Here is a 15996-nt window from a genome sequence, read left to right as displayed (position 1 = left end):
GGTGGCGCTCCACTTCCTCCTCGACGACGCCTCCGACGCCCAGCCCGGCCGCACGGTCGTGCTGACCGGAGCCGAGGCGCACCATGCCGCGACGGTGCGGCGGGTGCGCGTCGGCGAGGCGGTCACGATCGGCGACGGACGAGGAGTCTGGGCGACGGGGACGTGCACGAGCGTCGCGCCGCGCGAAGTGGCGGTCGAGATCCGTCACCGCGAGGACGTCCCGCCGCCCGCGCCGCGGCTCGTCCTCGTGCAAGCTCTCGCGAAGGGCGACCGTGATGAGATGGCGGTACAGGCGGCGACGGAGCTCGGCATCGCCGAGGTCGTGCCGTGGCAGGCCGCCCGCAGCGTCTCGCGCTGGGATGCCGCCAAGGCGGTCAAGGGCCGCGCCCGCTGGACGCAGATCGTCCGCGAAGCCGCCAAGCAGGCCCACCGGGCGTGGGTGCCGGAGGTGAGCGAGGCGAGCACCAGTGCGCAGATCGCGCAGCGCGCCGCGGTCACCTCGACTCTCGTCCTGGAGCCCGGCGCGTCCGAATCCCTCAGCACCAGGATGCGGGAGCTGCGGGACGCGACGGAGATCCTGCTGGTCGTGGGACCCGAGGGCGGGATCGACGCTGCGGAACTCGAGTCGTTCGCGGCAGCCGGCGCCCACCCCGTGCGGCTCGGCGACGGTGTCCTGCGCACCTCCACCGCGGGACCCGCCGCCCTCGCCGCCATCGAGGCTCTCCTGGGTCGGTGGTGAACGCGCGCGCATAGACTGGAGGAATGAGCGAGCCGTCCGTGTTCACCCGCATCCTGCAGGGCGAGATCCCCGCGGAGATCCTCGCCGAGACCGAGCGCGTCTTCGTCATCCGTGACATCGCGCCCCAGGCTCCGGTCCATCTCCTGGTGATCCCGAAGACCCCCGAGTACCGCGATGTCGTGTCGCTGGCGGCGCACGCGCCCGATCTGCTCGCCGAGATGGTCGAGGTGGCAGGCAAGGCGGCTGCGGAGCACGCGGACGGCGACTTCCGCCTCGTCTTCAACTCCGGCGCCGGCGCGGGTCAGACCGTCTTCCACGTGCACGCGCACGTTCTCGCCGGCGACCTGTCGGAGGGGAGTCTCGGTGCCTGAGCAGCCCCAACCCGAAGCCGTCGAGAAGCTGATGGCCGACGGCATCGCCATGGTGCAGCTGCTGGGACCGCAGGACCGCCTCCTGCGCGTGGTCGAGCGTGAGCATCCGGATGTCGATGTGCACGTGCGCGGGAACGAGATCACCCTCTCGGGCTCTGCCGCCGACGTCGCGGCGGCCAAGACGCTCGTGGAGGAACTGCTCGTCATGACCCGCCGGGGGCAGGACCTGGGTCCCGCCGACGTCGCCTCGTCGCGCCGCATCCTCGACGCGGACGGCGGGATGCGTCCGTCCGAGGTCATGGGCGAGGCGATCCTGTCGTCGCGTGGCAAGGTCATCCGACCGAAGACGCTCGGGCAGAAGGCCTATGTCGACGCCATCGAAGACAACACGATCGTGTTCGGCATCGGTCCCGCCGGAACCGGCAAGACCTACCTGGCGATGGCCAAGGCCGTCCAGGCGCTGCAGCGCAAGGAGGTCAGCCGCATCATCCTCAGCCGTCCGGCGATCGAAGCGGGCGAGCGTCTCGGGTTCCTCCCCGGCTCGCTGACCGACAAGATCGATCCGTACCTGCGTCCGCTCTACGACGCCCTCAACGAGATGCTCGACCCCGAACTCGTCCCGAAGCTCATGGCCAGCGGGACCATCGAGGTGGCGCCGCTCGCCTACATGCGCGGGCGCACGCTCAACGACTCCTTCGTGGTTCTCGACGAGGCGCAGAACACCACCCCCGAGCAGATGAAGATGTTCCTCACCCGCCTCGGGTTCGGAACACGCATGGTGGTCACCGGCGACATCACGCAGATCGACCTGCCGCAGGGGGCATCCGGCCTCCGCCTGGTGACGCGGGTGCTCAAAGACATCGACGACATCCACTTCTCGTACCTCACCAGCGACGACGTGGTGCGCCACACCCTCGTCGGCAAGATCGTCGACGCCTACACCGAGTTCGACGAGCGGCGTCTCGCGTCCCGCCGCGAGCGGGACGAGGCCAGCGAGCTCGCCAATCGCGCCCAGCGGCGCGGCGGTGCACGAGACCACCTTCCGAAGCGAGGACGCTCATGACGATCGAGATCACCAACGAGTCCGGCATCGACGTCGACGAGACCGTGCTGCTACGACTCATGGAGAGCAACTTCTCCGAGCTGCACATCAGCCCGGATGCCGACGTGGCGATCCTCCTGGTCGACGAGGGCGCCATGGAAGCGCTGCACGTGCAGTGGATGGACGAGCCTGGTCCGACCGACGTGCTGAGCTTCCCGATGGACGAGCTGCGACCCGGTTCCGAAGAGGCCCCGACGCCTCCCGGCCTCCTGGGTGACATCGTGCTATGCCCGCAGGTCGCCGAGACCCAGGCGCGCGAGGCGAAGCCGCCGCATCCGATGCAGGACGAGCTGATCATGCTCACCACGCACGGCCTGTTGCACCTGCTCGGCTTCGATCACGCCGAGCCCGATGACGCGGCAGAGATGTTCGGTCTGCAGCGCGATCTCATCGTCGCCTTCACCCTCGCCGAACGGCGCAGGGCGCGGGGATGACCGCTGCGCTGCTGCTGACCGCGGCCGTTCTGCTCATCGCGTTCGGCGCTCTCATGGCCGCGATCGACGCGGCGTTCGGTGTCACCTCGCGTCAGGACCTCGTCGATCTCTCGGGGTCCGGACGCAACGCCGTACCGCTCGGCCGCATCAGCGCCGACCCGGAGGCGCACGCCAACGCAGTGGCCTTCATCCGCGTGCTGGCGGAGACCGGTGCCGCGGTACTCGTGACCGCCGCGTTCGACCAGCTGTTCGACAACGTCTGGTGGGCGATCCTGGCTGCCATCGTGCTCATGACGGGCCTCTCCTTCGTGGCTGTCGGCGTCAGCCCCCGCTCGGTGGGCCGCCGTCACGCAGAGGGCCTGCTGCGCGGAGCCGCGCCCGTGATCCGCGGCGTCCGCATCCTTCTCGGCCCCCTCGCGCACGGCCTTGTCGCGTTGAGCAGCCGGGTGACCCCCGGTGGTGCCCGCGGGGCGTCGTTCGACACCGAGGAGCAGCTGCTCAGCATGGTCGACGAAGCGGCCATGCACGACCTCATCGAGGAGGACGACCGCGAGCTCATCCACTCGGTCTTCGAGTTCACCGGCACCTACGTGCGCGCCGTCATGGTGCCGCGCACCGACCTCGTCACGCTCGCCGAGCACGACACGGCGCGAGAGGCGCTACGCATCTTCCTCGACACGGGAGTCTCCCGCATCCCCGTGCTCACCGCCGACGGCGAGGACGTCAGCGGCATCCTGTATCTCAAGGATCTGGTGCGCCGCGCGTTCCGCGACGAGCAGGACTGGGGCGCTCAGCCGGTGGCGCAGCTGGCGCGTGTTCCCGTCTTCGTCCCCGAGTCGATGCGCGTCGAGCCGTTGCTGCAGCAGATGCAGCGCGACGCCGTGCACGTGTGCATGGTCGTCGACGAGTACGGCGGCATCGCGGGCCTCGTGACCCTCGAGGACGTCATCGAGGAGCTCGTGGGCGAGATCGCCGACGAGTACGACGCCCCGGCGACCGAGGTCGTCGAGCTCGGTCCCGATCGCTATCGTGTGAGCGCCCGCCTCGGTCTGGATGCGGTCGGCGAGCTGTTCGGTCTCGAGCTCGACGACGATGAGGTCGACTCCGTCGGCGGGCTTCTGGGCAAGGTACTGGGCCGGGTTCCGCAGCCCGGTGCCAGCGTCACCTATGAGGGATTGCACCTGACGGGCGGAGCCTCGCGCGGACGCGGGCGCGGTCTCGCGACGGTCCTGGTGGAGCGCGCCCCGGAACCGCAGACGGATACCCGGACGGGCTCGATCCCCGTGCCGGTGGAGGGAGAACGATGACCGACGAGCACCGCAGCGGCTTCGTGACATTCGTGGGACGCCCGAACGTCGGCAAGTCGACGCTGACCAACGCACTCGTGGGCGAGAAGATCGCCATCACGAGCGAGAAGCCCCAGACGACGCGCCGCGCCATCCGTGGCATCGTGAACCGGCCCGCCGGTCAGCTCGTCGTCGTCGACACGCCCGGACTGCATCGACCCCGCACCCTGCTCGGACAGCGCCTCAACGATCTGGTCGAAGATGTGCTCGGTGACGTCGACGTGATCGCGTTCTGCGCGCCCGCGACCGAGAAGGTCGGTCCCGGTGACCGCCGCATCGCGGAGTCGCTGAACGGCTATCCCCGGGCACGCAAGGTCGCCGTGGTCACGAAGACGGATGCCGCATCCCGCGAGCAGATCACCGAACGGCTCATCGAGGTGGATGCTCTCCGCGAGGACTGGGATGCGGTCATCCCGCTCTCGGCGCTGACGGGGGAGCAGCTGGGCGTGCTCTCCGACGAGCTGCTCGCCCTCATGCCCACGGGTCCCGCGCTGTACGACGCGGACGTCGTGACGGATGAGACCACGGAGGACCGCATCGCCGAGATCATCCGCGAAGCGGCGCTGGGTGATGCCCGTGAGGAGCTCCCTCACTCCATCGCGGTGGTCGTCCAGGACATCGCCGAGCGCGAGGACTCCGACCTGACCGATGTGTTTGCCGACATCGTCGTCGAGCGCGACAGCCAGAAGGCGATCATCATCGGACGCAAGGGTCAGCGCCTGCGCGACGTGGGTGCCGCCTCGCGCGCGGGGATCGAGGAGCTCCTCGGTCGCCGGGTGTACCTGTCCCTTCACGTGCGCGTCGCCAAGGAGTGGCAGCGCGACCCGAAGCAGCTGGGGCGCCTGGGCTTCTGACCTGCCGGGTGTAAGCTGTCCGCATGCGCGCGGCCGTGCTTCTCCTTAGTCGCCGCGACGAGACCTCGTTCTAGGGCCCTTCTCGTCGCGGAGCTCGTCGACGGCCCGCATCATCCGACGAGGAAAGCAGCCATGGAGAACACTCAGAAGCCGTCCGGCATGCCGACGCACAAGTACCGTCCCTTCCACGAGCAGATCCGCGTGGACCTGCCCGATCGCACCTGGCCTGCGAAGCGCATCACGGAAGCTCCGCGCTGGTGCGCGGTCGACCTGCGCGACGGCAACCAGGCGCTGATCGACCCGATGAGCCCCGAACGCAAGCGGGTCATGTTCGACCTGCTCGTGCGCATGGGCTACAAGGAGATCGAGGTCGGCTTCCCGAGCGCGAGCCAGACCGACTTCGACTTCGTGCGGGAGCTGATCGAGAAGGACCTCATTCCCGACGACGTCACCATCCAGGTCTTGACGCAGGCGCGACAGCACCTGATCGAGCGCACCTACGAGGCCATCGCCGGCGCCAAGCAGGCGATCGTGCACCTGTACAACTCCACGAGCGTGCTGCAGCGCGAGGTGGTGTTCCGCACCGACAAGCAGGGCATCATCGACATCGCGCTCGAGGGTGCGCGGCTGTGCCGCGAGTACGAGAAGCGCATCCCCGAGACGGCGGTGTACTACGAGTACTCGCCCGAGAGCTACACGGGCACCGAGCTGGAGTTCGCGGCCGAGATCTGCAACGCCGTGCTCGAGGTTCTGGAGCCCACGCCCGAGCGCAAGGTCATCATCAACCTGCCCGCCACGGTCGAGATGGCCACCCCGAACGTCTACGCCGACTCGATCGAATGGATGGGGCGCAACCTCAACCACCGTGAGAACGTCATCATCTCGCTGCATCCGCACAACGACCGCGGTACGGCCGTCGCCGCGGCGGAGCTGGGTTACATGGCCGGAGCAGACCGCATCGAGGGCTGCTTGTTCGGTAACGGCGAGCGCACGGGCAACGTCGACCTGGTCGCCTTGGGCATCAACCTGTTCACGCAGGGCATCGACCCGCAGATCGACTTCAGTGACATCGATCAGATCAAGCGCACGGCCGAGTACTGCAACCAGCTGCCGGTTCCCGAGCGCAGCCCCTGGGCCGGCGACCTCGTCTTCACGGCCTTCAGCGGCTCGCACCAGGACGCCATCAAGAAGGGCTTCGAGGCGATGGCCGCCGAAGCCGCGGCGCGCGGTGTCTCGGTCGACGAGATCGAGTGGGCCGTGCCCTACCTGCCCATCGACCCGAAGGACCTGGGTCGCTCCTACGAGGCCGTCATCCGCGTCAACTCGCAGTCGGGCAAGGGCGGGGTCGCGTACCTGCTCAAGACCGACCACGCGCTGGATCTGCCCCGCAAGCTCCAGATCGAGTTCTCCGGTGTCGTGCAGGCCAAGACCGACGCCGAGGGTGGCGAGGTCACGAGCGACCAGATCTGGTCGGTGTTCTCGGACGAGTACCTGCCGTCCGAGTCGGACGACGCCCGCTGGGGCCGATTCGAGCTGCTGGGCACGCGCACCTCGAGCGAGATGACCGGCGACGTCGAGCTGAACGTGCGTCTGCGCGACGGCGATACCGTCGAAGACGCGGTCGGCAACGGCAACGGCCCCATCGCGGCCTTCCTCGAGGTGCTGCGTTCCCGCGGCTTCGACATCTCGCTGTACGACTACGTCGAGCACACCATGAGCGCAGGCGGCGACGCTCAGGCGGCGGCCTACGTCGAGCTGCAGGTCGACGGCGACCGGCTGTGGGGCGTCGGCATCGACGGTGACATCTCGACGGCGAGCCTCAAGGCGGTCGTCTCGAGCGTGAACCGCGCGATCCGCACCCGCGAGCGCGAGCTCGTCGCCAGCGCCTGATCCTCCTCCCCACGACCGCGAGACTGCATCTTCCGCACGAGATCACGGGTATCACCCGTGATCTCGTGGCGAAAGTGCAGTCTCGCGGTGCTTACTCGGGCTCGGCGGCGGGGCGCACGATCGGGATCGCGGCGGTCTCCACCGCGACCTTGCGGCGATACAGCATCCGCTGCTCCGGGAGGGACAGGTCGAAGATCACGGCGAGGATGCGGATGATGGTCGTCACCGCGATGCCGACGATCGCCGCGACGACGAGGTTCACGCCGAATGCGTCGAGTGTCGCGAGCACGACACAGCCGGCGGCGGCGGCCACGGCATAGAGCGATCCGACATGCATGATGGCCACCGGCAGGCCCATGATGACGTCACGGAGCACTCCGCCGCCTACAGCGGCGCAGACGCCGACGAACACGGCGGGTACGACCGGGAGCCCCAGGGCGAGGGCCTTGCTCGTGCCGAAGGCGCCGAAGAGCCCGATGACGAATGCGTCGAGCGAGACGATGACCCGGTTCAGACGCTGGAACAGGCCCGCCAGCAGCATGCCGATGAGGGATGCGGCCATCGCCGTGAGCAGATACCAGTCGCTCTGCAGGGTGGCGGGGGCGACCCCGAGCAGGAGGTCGCGGATCAGGCCACCGCCCATGCCGAACAGGATGCCGATGATGGCGACGCCGAGCAGGTCGAGGCGGCGCTGTCCACGGAAGCCGGATGCGAAGAGCGCGCCCTGGACGCCTCCGAGGGCGACGGCGGTGAGATCGGCCCAGAGAGGGATCACGAAGAGCGGCTCGGTCACGCATCCATTGTCTCTGCTCCGCGGGATAATCGACTGTGCCCACTTATCGCGACGAAGTCGTGGTCCTGCGCACCCACAAGCTGGGTGAGGCGGATCGGATCGTCACCATGCTCGGGCGCCGCACCGGCAAGATCCGCGCCGTCGCGAAGGGCGTGCGTCGCACGTCGTCCCGGCTGGGCGCGAGGCTGGAGCCGTTCATGGTCGCGGACGTTCAGCTCTACGCCGGCCGTTCGCTCGATATCGTCCAGCAGGCCGAGTCGCTGGGCACCTACGGCGCCGACATCGCCGGCGATTACGACAGCTACACCGCCGCGAGCGCGATGGCTGAGACGGCCGACCGGCTGGGGGACGCGGAGGCGTCCGCATCGCACTACCTGCTGCTGGTGGGCGGCCTGCGCGCTCTCGCTCGCGCCGACCACGCGCCGCGCAGCATCCTCGACTCCTATCTCCTGCGCGCGCTCGCCCTCTCGGGGTGGGCGCCCGGTCTCGACGACTGCGCCCGGTGCGGTGCGCCCGGCCCGCATAACGCGTTCGTCGCACAGGCCGGAGGCATGGTGTGCCCCGCCTGCGCGCCCGCGGGATCCGCGCGCGTCGACATCGAGACCACGGGCCATCTCCGTGCGCTGCTGACCGGTGACTGGGCGTTGGTGGACGCCGCGGCCGAGCGCACGCACGCTTCCGCGTCCGGGCTCGTCGCCGCCTACGCGCAGTGGCACCTCGAGCGCGGCATCCGATCCCTGTCCCACGTGGAAAGAGCCCGATGAGCCCGAAGCCCTACACGCACCGGGATGCGGTGCCGTACCGACCCGTCGACTGGACGGGCGAGTACCCGCCCGCTTACCAGCGCGGCACGGTTCCCCGTCACGTGGCGATCGTGATGGACGGCAACGGACGGTGGGCGAACGGCCGCGGACTCACCCGTGTCGAGGGACACAAGGCGGGTGAGGCGGCGCTCCTGGACGTGGTCGCCGGCGCGATCCAGGCGGGCATCACCCACCTCTCGGTCTACGCGTTCTCGACAGAGAACTGGAGCCGTTCGCCCGACGAGGTGCGCTTCCTGATGGGCTTCAATCGCGACGTGCTGCACCGCCGCCGTGACCAGCTCAACGAGTGGGGTGTGCGGGTGCGGTGGGCCGGGCGCAAACCGCGGCTGTGGGGCTCGGTCATCAAAGAGCTCCAGTACGCCGAAGAGCTCACGCGCGACAACACGGTGCTGACATTGACGATGTGCGTCAACTACGGCGGTCGTGTCGAGCTGGTCGACGCGATGCGATCCATCGCGGATGATGTCGCCGCAGGGCGCCTGCGACCGTCCGCCGTCACGGAGAAGCTCGTGCAGCGTCGGCTTTACCAGCCGGACATGCCGGATGTGGACCTGTTCGTCCGCTCCAGCGGCGAGCAGCGGACCTCGAACTTCCTGCTGTGGGAGTCCGCGTACGCCGAGTTCGTGTTCCTCGACACCCTCTGGCCCGACTTCGGCCGGCGCGATCTGTGGCGGGCGATCGACCTGTACCTGGGCCGCGATCGCCGCTTCGGCGGCGCGGTCGACGCGCCGCGCGCGTGAGGCGGGCTCAACCGATACCGAGCTCCGCGTCTGTCTTCGGGTAGGAGCGCTGCAGCCACGCGCCGAATCCCTTGCGGGCGAGGCAGGCGGTGTTGTCGGCACAGGCGATCACCGGGTCCTCCTTCGCGTAGATCCGGTATGTGTCGACCTTGTGGTTGAGGACGTCGCCGCTGAGATTGACGGGCAGCTTCTGTGACGGATATCCCACGAAGTATCTGATGGCGTCGATCGGATAGCCGACGCTCTGCGCCGCCGCCCGCACGATCGCCCCGGTCGCGCCGTGGTCGGGATGATCGCCCTGCGTCAAGGGCGAGTTCGCGGGGACGTGGGTGAACAGCCGGGTGGGTGCCCAGGCCGTGATGGCCTCGGCGACGGTCTGCTGCAACACCGGGGCGCTGAGCGGCGGGCCGCCGTCGATGGGAGCCAGCGCGGGGATCGCGCCGGACTCGAGCTGCGGGATGCTCGCGTGGCCGGTTGCGACGAATCCGCCCGCGTCGAGGCCGCCGTCGGGCAGGCGCAGGAATGCGACGCTGAGTTTGGGGTCGCCCTGGCGACAGAAGATGGTGACGTGCGCGCCGGACAGCGTGGTCACGCTGGTCTCGTCCCAGAACGCCTGCGCGCCGCGCATGGTGTTGTAGGCCCGGAGGATGCCCAGTTCGCGCGAACGCGAGTAGTTCGCCCCCTGACCGGCGTCGCCGGCGGTGAGGTAGAGCGTGCGGACGCATTCGCCGTTGCTCACGGCCTCCTGCAACGAGGGGTTCGCGAAGATCAGGTCGTCGTCCTGGTGTGCCCAGACCGACATCAGGGTCGTGGTGTCGCAGGGGAGAGCCAGCGGGGAGGTCGGCGCGGCGGGAGGCGGCGGGGGAGTGTCGGGTGTCTGCACCGGCGTGGGCAAGGGCGCCGGATCCGGCGAGTGGACCACCGTGGGTGTCGAGCTGGGTGTCTGTTCCGCCGCGAACGGGAAGGACGGCGGCAGCTGCGGCAGGACCACGGCCGCCGCGGTGGTCGCGCCCACCGCGATGACGGCGATGAGTGAGCTCACCCAGACGATGGTGCGGCGGCGTCGTCGTCGTGCGTGGCGCGCGTCACGCGCCGGGGTTCGGGTCCCCACGTGCTTTCCCCATATTGCTCAGGTGCCGGCATACCCCCACGGCAGCCCTCAGCAGTCTCGCACAGTGGGCCTCTTTCACGCGGTCATTCTTCGCACCTTCTCAGCGTTCGTCGCTCCCGGTTGCCGGGGCATCGGAATAGTACGGGCCGAGCCGCCGTTGCTCCCGTCATGACAGACCCGATTCGTATCGACGTGTGGAGTGACATCGCGTGCCCGTGGTGTTACATCGGTAAGCGCAATCTCGAGGCCGGATTGAAGGCCACCGCGGATGACGACGACGCCCCGCGGGTGGAGGTGACCTTCCACTCGTACGAGCTTTCGCCCGACACGCCGGTCGATTTCCACGGGAACGAGGTCGACTTCCTCGCCGAATACAAGGGGATGCCGCACGACCAGGTTCGGCAAATGCTCGATCGCGTGACCGGTGTCGCCGCCGAGGCAGGCCTGGACTACCACTTCGAGAAGCTGCAGCACACGAACACGGTGCTGGCGCACCAGCTGCTGCACTTCGCGAAGGAGCAGGGCCTGCAGCGGGAGATGACCGAGCGCCTCATGGCCGCCTACTTCGTGGAAGGTCACCACGTGGGCCGGATCGACGACCTCGTGACGCTGGCTGCCGAGGTGGGGCTGGATGCGGATGCCGCGCGCGAGGCGCTGGAGAGCGACCGGTACCTCGAAGCCGTCGAGGCGGACAGGGCGCAGGCCACGGCGTACGGGATCAACGCCGTGCCGTTCTTCGTGATCGACGAGCGGTACGGGGTGAGCGGAGCGCAGCCCCCCGAGGCGTTCGCGCAGATCGCCCGCCAGGTCTGGGCGGAGCGACAGGGCGCCGAGACGGCCTGACTCAGGCGGGCAGGTTCCGCTCGATGACCTCGACGATCGCCGGATCGTCGGGCTTGACCGTCGGGCGGAACCGGTGCACGTCTCCGGCGGGGGTGAGCACGAACTTCTCGAAGTTCCAGAGGATCGGGCCGTGCTTGCCCTCTTCGTCCTTTGCGCGCTTCAGCGCCTTGTAGAGGGGAGCGGCGCCGGGACCGTTCACCTTCACCTTGTCGTTCACGGGGAACGTCACACCCCACGTCATCGAGCAGTACTCGAGGATCTCCTCGACGGAGCCCGGTTCCTGACCCATGAACTGGTTGCAGGGGAACCCGAGGACGGTGAAGCCTCGCTCGCCGTACGTGCGCTGCAGTTCCTCGAGCTGCTCGTACTGCGGGGCGAGCCCGCAACGTGAGGCGACGTTGACGATCATGAGGACGTTCTGGCCGTACTCGGCGAGGGTCTTCTGGGTGCCGTCTGCGGCGGTGAAAGGGATGGTACGCAGGTCTTCGGCGGTGGTCGCGCTCATGAGCCTCACAGTACGCGGCCGCGCGCCCCGTCGGTCTGGGAGAATGATTTGGTGACCACGACAATCGCCCCCGCGCGCCCCCTGCGGCTCGGCCCCATCGAGGTCGAGGTGCCAGTGGTGCTCGCGCCGATGGCGGGCATCACCAACACGGCGTTTCGCCGGTTGTGCCGTGAGTACGGCGCGGGACTCTACGTGAGCGAGATGATCACCTCGCGTGCTCTGGTCGAGCGCAACGACACGACCATGCGACTCATCCGCCATCACGAATCCGAGACGCCTCGCTCGGTGCAGCTCTACGGTGTCGACCCCGCGACCGTGGGAGCCGCCGCGCGGCTGCTCGCGGACGAAGACCGCGCCGACCACATCGATCTGAACTTCGGCTGCCCCGTTCCCAAGGTCACCCGCAAGGGCGGCGGAGCGGCGCTGCCGTGGAAGAGCGGGCTGTTCGGCGACATCGTTCGCGCGGCCGTGCGCGGCGCGGGTGACATCCCCGTGACGGTGAAGATGCGCAAGGGCATCGACGACGACCACCTCACCTATCTGGACGCGGCTCGGATCGCGGAGGATGCGGGCGTCGCCGCGATCGCGCTGCACGCGCGCACCGCGTCGCAGTTCTACTCGGGCAACGCCGACTGGGACGCGATCGGGACGCTGAAGCAGACCATCACGAGCGTGCCGGTGCTGGGCAACGGTGACATCTGGTCGGCCGAGGACGCGGTGCGTATGGTCGAGCAGACCGGCTGCGACGGCGTTGTGGTCGGTCGGGGCTGCCTCGGACGTCCGTGGCTCTTCGGCGATCTGGCTCGCGCGTTCGGCGGCGGTGCCGGCACGCGACCCGTCGACGCGACCCTCGGCTTCGTCGCAGACGCCTTCCGGCGTCATGCGGAGCTGCTGGTCGAGTTCTTCGAGGACGAGGATCGTGGATGTCGGGACATCCGCAAGCACGTCGCCTGGTACTTCAAGGGATATCCCGTCGGCGGCGACATTCGCGCGCGGCTGGCAACGGCGTCGTCGCTACAGGAGATCGATGACCTCCTCGGCACGCTGGAGCTCGACGCGCCGTACCCGGGTGAAGCGGCGGAGGGCCAGCGCGGCCGCGCGGGAACCCCAAAGCGCCCGGCGCTTCCCGACGGATGGCTCGACAGTCGGGAGCTGGCAACGGACGCTGCCGGCGCGCTAGCGGATGCGGAGCTCGACCACAGTGGCGGCTGAACGATCCGTGACGGGGACGCGCCCCGACGGCTACGAGGCGAGTGACGCCGAACGCTTCTTCGCGGAGCAGCATCGCTCGCAGCGCGACGATTTCGCCCGTGACCGCGCCCGCGTGCTCCACTCCGCCTCGCTGCGCCGCCTCGCGGCCAAGACGCAGGTGCTCTCCCCGGCGAGCCCGGCCGATTTCGCGCGCAACCGTTTGACGCACTCGCTGGAAGTCGCGCAGGTGGGGCGCGAGCTGGCGACCGCCCTGCAGCTCGCGCCGGACGTCGTGGACACGGCGTGCCTGAGCCACGACCTCGGTCATCCGCCCTTCGGCCACAACGGCGAGCGTGCGCTCAACGATTGGGCCGAGGACATCGGCGGTTTCGAGGGCAACGCCCAGACTCTCCGCATCCTGACCCGTCTCGAGTCGAAGGTGATCTCGGACGACGGCCACAGCTACGGTCTGAACCTGACGCGCGCCAGCCTCGATGCGACCTGCAAGTATCCGTGGACGATCGACAGCCCCGTTCCCGATCCCGGTGGTCGACTGAAGTTCGGCGTCTACCCCGACGACGAGCCCGTCTTCCGCTGGATGCGTCAAGGTGCGCCCGGGCGGGTGCGGTGCATCGAGGCCGAGGTCATGGACCTCTCCGACGACATCGCCTACTCGGTGCACGACTTCGAGGACGCCGTCATCAACGGCTACCTCGACCCCGGACGCCTCTCTGACCCGCGCCAGCACACGGCATTGCTGAGCGCCATCCAGACCTGGGTCGGCTACGACTTCACACGCGACGAGCTCGAGGACGCGCTCTACCGCCTGACCAGCCTGCCGGAGTGGATCGCCTCCTTCGACGGCACCCGCGCCGCGCACGCGCGGTTGAAGAACCTCACCTCTGACCTGATCGGCCGCTTCGCACGCGCCGCCACCGCGGCGACACGCGAGGCGTACGACGCACCGGCGCTCACGCGGTACAACGGCCACGTCGTCGTCCCGCGCGTGGTCGAGGCCGAGATGGCCGTGCTCAAGGGCACGATCGGGGCATTCGTCGTCACGATCGAGGGGCGAAAGGGTCTCTACCGCGAGCAGCGGCGCCTGCTGAAGAGGCTCGCGACGGCCCTGTGGGAAGCCCCGGAGCATCTTGACGCACTGCACGCGGAGGATTTCGCCCGAGCGGACAGCGACAGTGCACGCCGCCGCGTGATCGTCGATCAGGTGGCGAGTCTGACCGACCGCTTCGCACTCGGCTGGCACCACCGGCTCGTGGGCGAGATCGACACCGAGACCCTGGACGTCTGGATGCCGGGAGGGCGAACGATCGCTCGCTCCCTGTACGCCCTTCCCGAGCCCCTCGAGGGCCTCTGATGCCGGGGCGCATCGCGCAGGCCGACGTCGAAGAGGTGAAGGCCCGCACGAACATCGCCGACATCGTGGGGGAGCGCGTCGCGCTCAAGTCCGCCGGTGTCGGCTCGCTCAAGGGACTCTGCCCGTTTCACGACGAGAAGAGTCCCAGCTTCCACGTGCGACCGCAGGTGGGTTTCTACCACTGCTTCGGATGCGGCGAGTCCGGCGACGTCTACTCGTTCCTGCGGCGAATGGACCACCTGACGTTCACGGAGGCGGTCGAGCGCCTCGCGGGACGCATCGGATACACCCTCCACTACGAAGAGGGCGGGGCAGCACCCGAGACGTCCGGCCGCGCCCGTCTCTATGCGGCCAACGCTGCGGCCGCCGAGTTCTTCCGCGCCCAGCTGCTGACTCCCGAGGCCGAGGTCGGACGCCGCTTCCTCGGTGAGCGTGGCTTCGATGCCGGTGCCGCCGCGCACTTCGGCGTCGGATTCGCGCCGCCGGGATGGTCGGGGATGCTCGACGCGCTGACGGCGAAGGGCTTCACCAAAGAGGAGTTGCTGATGGCGGGCCTCGTCTCCCAGGGACAGCGGGGCGTCTACGACCGATTCCGTGGTCGGGTCGTCTGGCCCATCCGCGATGTCACCGGTCAGGTGCTCGGCTTCGGCGCGCGGCGCCTGCTCGAGGACGACAAAGGGCCGAAGTATCTCAACACGCCCGAGACACCCATCTATCGCAAGTCGCAGGTGCTCTACGGGATCGACCTCGCCAAGCGCGACATGGCCCGCGGCGAAAAGCGTCGTGTCATCGTCGTCGAGGGCTACACAGACGTCATGGCGTGCCACCTGGCCGGGCTCACCACGGCGGTCGCGACCTGTGGCACGGCGTTCGGCGCCGACCATATGAAGGTGCTGCGCCGCATCATGGGCGACGACGCGGCCGCCGAGATCGTCTTCACCTTCGATCCGGATGCGGCGGGCCAGAAGGCGGCGGTGCGTGCATTCGCCGAGACGCGCACGGCCAACGTGCAGAGCTTCGTGGCCGTGGGCCCGGCGGATCTCGATCCGTGCGATCTGCGGTTGGCCCGCGGTGACGGCGCGGTGCGCGCTCTGATGGACACCAAGGTTCCGATGTTCGAGTTCGTCATCGACCAGCGACTCGCCGGCCTCGACCTGCGTACGGTCGAGGGGCGGCTCGCAGGCCTGAACCTCGCCGCCCCGCTGCTGGCGGAGATCCGTGACGAGCCGCTTCGTCGGCGCTACGAGCACGTCCTCGCGCGCCGGCTCGGGGAAGATCTGAAAGATGTCCACCGTGAGGTGGCTCGACAGCGAGCGCGCGCAGCGGGCGCGCCGGAACCCGCACCCGCCCCGGCTGCCCAGCCCGACGCTCCGCAGCCGCCGACGGTGCGTGTCACGCTGGCCTCGCTGCCGCGCTCCGCCGATCTGGAGCGCGACGCGGTGATGGGATTCCTGCAGTACGGCCACCGTCTCGATCCCGCGGAGTTGCGGGCGGCGCTCGACGAGACGTTCCAGCATCCGGCGCTGGAGGCGGTGCGCTCGAGCATCGCCGCGGTTCCCGACCACTCTCGTCCGGGATGGGCGGCGGCGGCCGTCGACGCCGTGAGGGAGCCGTACCGGTCGCTTGCCGCCGAGCTGCTGACGGGCGAGTTTCCGGCGCGCGACGAGGAGCACGCGGTGATCTCGGCCCGGGACCTGGCTCTGCGCATCAGGTTGCGTGCCATCGACCGGCAGAAGCATCAGCTGGTGGGAGACATCCAGCGTCTCGCACCCGATTCACCGGAAGGGCGAGAGGTACGGTTGCGGCTGCGCGAGTTGGATGCGGCGCGACTGCGGCTGACCCTCGATCAGTAGCGATTCGGACGCTCAGCGTGCAGGATGA

At 69.0% G+C, this 15996-nt stretch carries 16 protein-coding genes; 13 read left to right on the top strand and 3 right to left on the bottom strand.

The features are described from left to right. Position 1 precedes the first annotated feature (1 nt). From KYX17_RS16410 to leuA, 7 genes are all read left to right on the top strand, one after another. A complete protein-coding gene (locus KYX17_RS16410; protein WP_243227996.1) occupies positions 2-739 on the top strand; it encodes a 16S rRNA (uracil(1498)-N(3))-methyltransferase in 738 nt (245 codons plus the stop codon). 23 nt (positions 740-762) lie between these two features. Beyond that, positions 763-1110 (top strand): HIT domain-containing protein, encoded by a 348-nt coding sequence (locus tag KYX17_RS16405; RefSeq protein ID WP_243227995.1) that lies wholly within the window; start codon positions 763-765, stop codon positions 1108-1110. 31 nt (positions 1111-1141) lie between these two features. Continuing rightward, entirely contained in the window at positions 1142-2173 is a 1032-nt protein-coding gene (locus KYX17_RS16400; protein WP_243228218.1) for a PhoH family protein, read from the top strand. Then, positions 2170-2646 (top strand): rRNA maturation RNase YbeY, encoded by a 477-nt coding sequence (ybeY, locus tag KYX17_RS16395; protein WP_234072993.1) that lies wholly within the window; start codon positions 2170-2172, stop codon positions 2644-2646. The genes KYX17_RS16400 and ybeY overlap by 4 nt, the downstream gene beginning before the upstream one ends. Then, positions 2643-3953, top strand: coding sequence for a hemolysin family protein (locus KYX17_RS16390; RefSeq protein WP_243227994.1), 1311 nt, complete (start codon positions 2643-2645; stop codon positions 3951-3953). The genes ybeY and KYX17_RS16390 overlap by 4 nt, the downstream gene beginning before the upstream one ends. Beyond that, positions 3950-4846 carry a GTPase Era gene (gene era / locus KYX17_RS16385; protein WP_243227993.1) on the top strand — a complete coding sequence of 299 codons (897 nt, stop codon included), beginning with the start codon at positions 3950-3952 and terminating at the stop codon, positions 4844-4846. Before KYX17_RS16390 ends, era begins: the two co-directional genes overlap by 4 nt. A 132-nt stretch (positions 4847-4978) precedes the next feature. Beyond that, the gene (gene leuA / locus KYX17_RS16380) at positions 4979-6736 is read left to right on the top strand and encodes a 2-isopropylmalate synthase (protein WP_243227992.1); all 1758 of its coding nucleotides are present in this window, start codon (positions 4979-4981) and stop codon (positions 6734-6736) included. 91 nt (positions 6737-6827) lie between these two features. Here leuA and KYX17_RS16375 read toward each other — a convergent pair whose 3' ends face one another. After that, positions 6828-7529 carry a trimeric intracellular cation channel family protein gene (locus KYX17_RS16375; protein ID WP_243227991.1) on the bottom strand — a complete coding sequence of 234 codons (702 nt, stop codon included), beginning with the start codon at positions 7527-7529 and terminating at the stop codon, positions 6828-6830. Between the two features lie 35 nt (positions 7530-7564). On the opposite strand from KYX17_RS16375, the gene recO reads away from it, so the two are divergent. Together recO and KYX17_RS16365 are read left to right on the top strand one after the other, a co-directional pair. Continuing rightward, a complete protein-coding gene (gene recO, locus KYX17_RS16370) occupies positions 7565-8293 on the top strand; it encodes a DNA repair protein RecO (protein WP_243227990.1) in 729 nt (242 codons plus the stop codon). Beyond that, complete coding sequence (locus KYX17_RS16365) at positions 8290-9093, top strand: isoprenyl transferase (protein ID WP_243227989.1); 804 nt, start codon at positions 8290-8292, stop codon at positions 9091-9093. Before recO ends, KYX17_RS16365 begins: the two co-directional genes overlap by 4 nt. Before the next feature lie 7 nt (positions 9094-9100). Here the strand turns inward: KYX17_RS16365 and KYX17_RS16360 are convergent, their stop codons facing one another. Further along, on the bottom strand, positions 9101-10135 hold the full coding sequence (locus KYX17_RS16360; RefSeq protein WP_243227988.1) for a PIG-L family deacetylase: 1035 nt from the start codon (positions 10133-10135) through the stop codon (positions 9101-9103). A gap of 237 nt (positions 10136-10372) precedes the next feature. Here KYX17_RS16360 and KYX17_RS16355 point away from each other — a divergent pair, with 237 nt between their 5' ends. Then, positions 10373-11047 (top strand): DsbA family protein, encoded by a 675-nt coding sequence (locus KYX17_RS16355; protein ID WP_243227987.1) that lies wholly within the window; start codon positions 10373-10375, stop codon positions 11045-11047. 1 nt (position 11048) lies between these two features. Here the strand turns inward: KYX17_RS16355 and KYX17_RS16350 are convergent, their stop codons facing one another. Beyond that, positions 11049-11552 (bottom strand): glutathione peroxidase, encoded by a 504-nt coding sequence (locus KYX17_RS16350; RefSeq protein ID WP_283818151.1) that lies wholly within the window; start codon positions 11550-11552, stop codon positions 11049-11051. Positions 11553-11603: 51 nt separating this feature from the next. Here KYX17_RS16350 and dusB point away from each other — a divergent pair, with 51 nt between their 5' ends. Genes dusB through dnaG form a run of 3 tightly spaced genes read left to right on the top strand, consistent with a single transcriptional unit; the run spans position 11604 to position 15968 of the window. Continuing rightward, positions 11604-12764, top strand: a complete 1161-nt coding sequence (gene dusB, locus KYX17_RS16345) for a tRNA dihydrouridine synthase DusB (protein WP_243227986.1) — start codon at positions 11604-11606, stop codon at positions 12762-12764. Next, a complete protein-coding gene (locus KYX17_RS16340; protein ID WP_243227985.1) occupies positions 12736-14115 on the top strand; it encodes a deoxyguanosinetriphosphate triphosphohydrolase in 1380 nt (459 codons plus the stop codon). Before dusB ends, KYX17_RS16340 begins: the two co-directional genes overlap by 29 nt. After that, complete coding sequence (gene dnaG, locus KYX17_RS16335; protein ID WP_243227984.1) at positions 14115-15968, top strand: DNA primase; 1854 nt, start codon at positions 14115-14117, stop codon at positions 15966-15968. Before KYX17_RS16340 ends, dnaG begins: the two co-directional genes overlap by 1 nt. Positions 15969-15996: the final 28 nt, after the last annotated feature.

Source organism: Microbacterium sp. CIAB417, from assembly GCF_022788845.1.
Note: the sequence above shows the minus strand (reverse complement) of the source record. Positions and strands in the feature narration are given on the sequence as shown.

Coding starts and splice junctions, on each gene's coding strand:
- KYX17_RS16340 (WP_243227985.1), top strand. CDS start 12,736: ATGCGGAGCTCGACCACAGTGGCGGCTGAACGATCCGTGACGGGGACG.
- era (WP_243227993.1), top strand. CDS start 3,950: ATGACCGACGAGCACCGCAGCGGCTTCGTGACATTCGTGGGACGCCCG.
- KYX17_RS16400 (WP_243228218.1), top strand. CDS start 1,142: ATGGCCGACGGCATCGCCATGGTGCAGCTGCTGGGACCGCAGGACCGC.
- KYX17_RS16355 (WP_243227987.1), top strand. CDS start 10,373: ATGACAGACCCGATTCGTATCGACGTGTGGAGTGACATCGCGTGCCCG.
- KYX17_RS16350 (WP_283818151.1), bottom strand. CDS start 11,552: ATGAGCGCGACCACCGCCGAAGACCTGCGTACCATCCCTTTCACCGCC.
- KYX17_RS16405 (WP_243227995.1), top strand. CDS start 763: ATGAGCGAGCCGTCCGTGTTCACCCGCATCCTGCAGGGCGAGATCCCC.
- dnaG (WP_243227984.1), top strand. CDS start 14,115: ATGCCGGGGCGCATCGCGCAGGCCGACGTCGAAGAGGTGAAGGCCCGC.
- leuA (WP_243227992.1), top strand. CDS start 4,979: ATGGAGAACACTCAGAAGCCGTCCGGCATGCCGACGCACAAGTACCGT.
- ybeY (WP_234072993.1), top strand. CDS start 2,170: ATGACGATCGAGATCACCAACGAGTCCGGCATCGACGTCGACGAGACC.
- KYX17_RS16390 (WP_243227994.1), top strand. CDS start 2,643: ATGACCGCTGCGCTGCTGCTGACCGCGGCCGTTCTGCTCATCGCGTTC.
- KYX17_RS16365 (WP_243227989.1), top strand. CDS start 8,290: ATGAGCCCGAAGCCCTACACGCACCGGGATGCGGTGCCGTACCGACCC.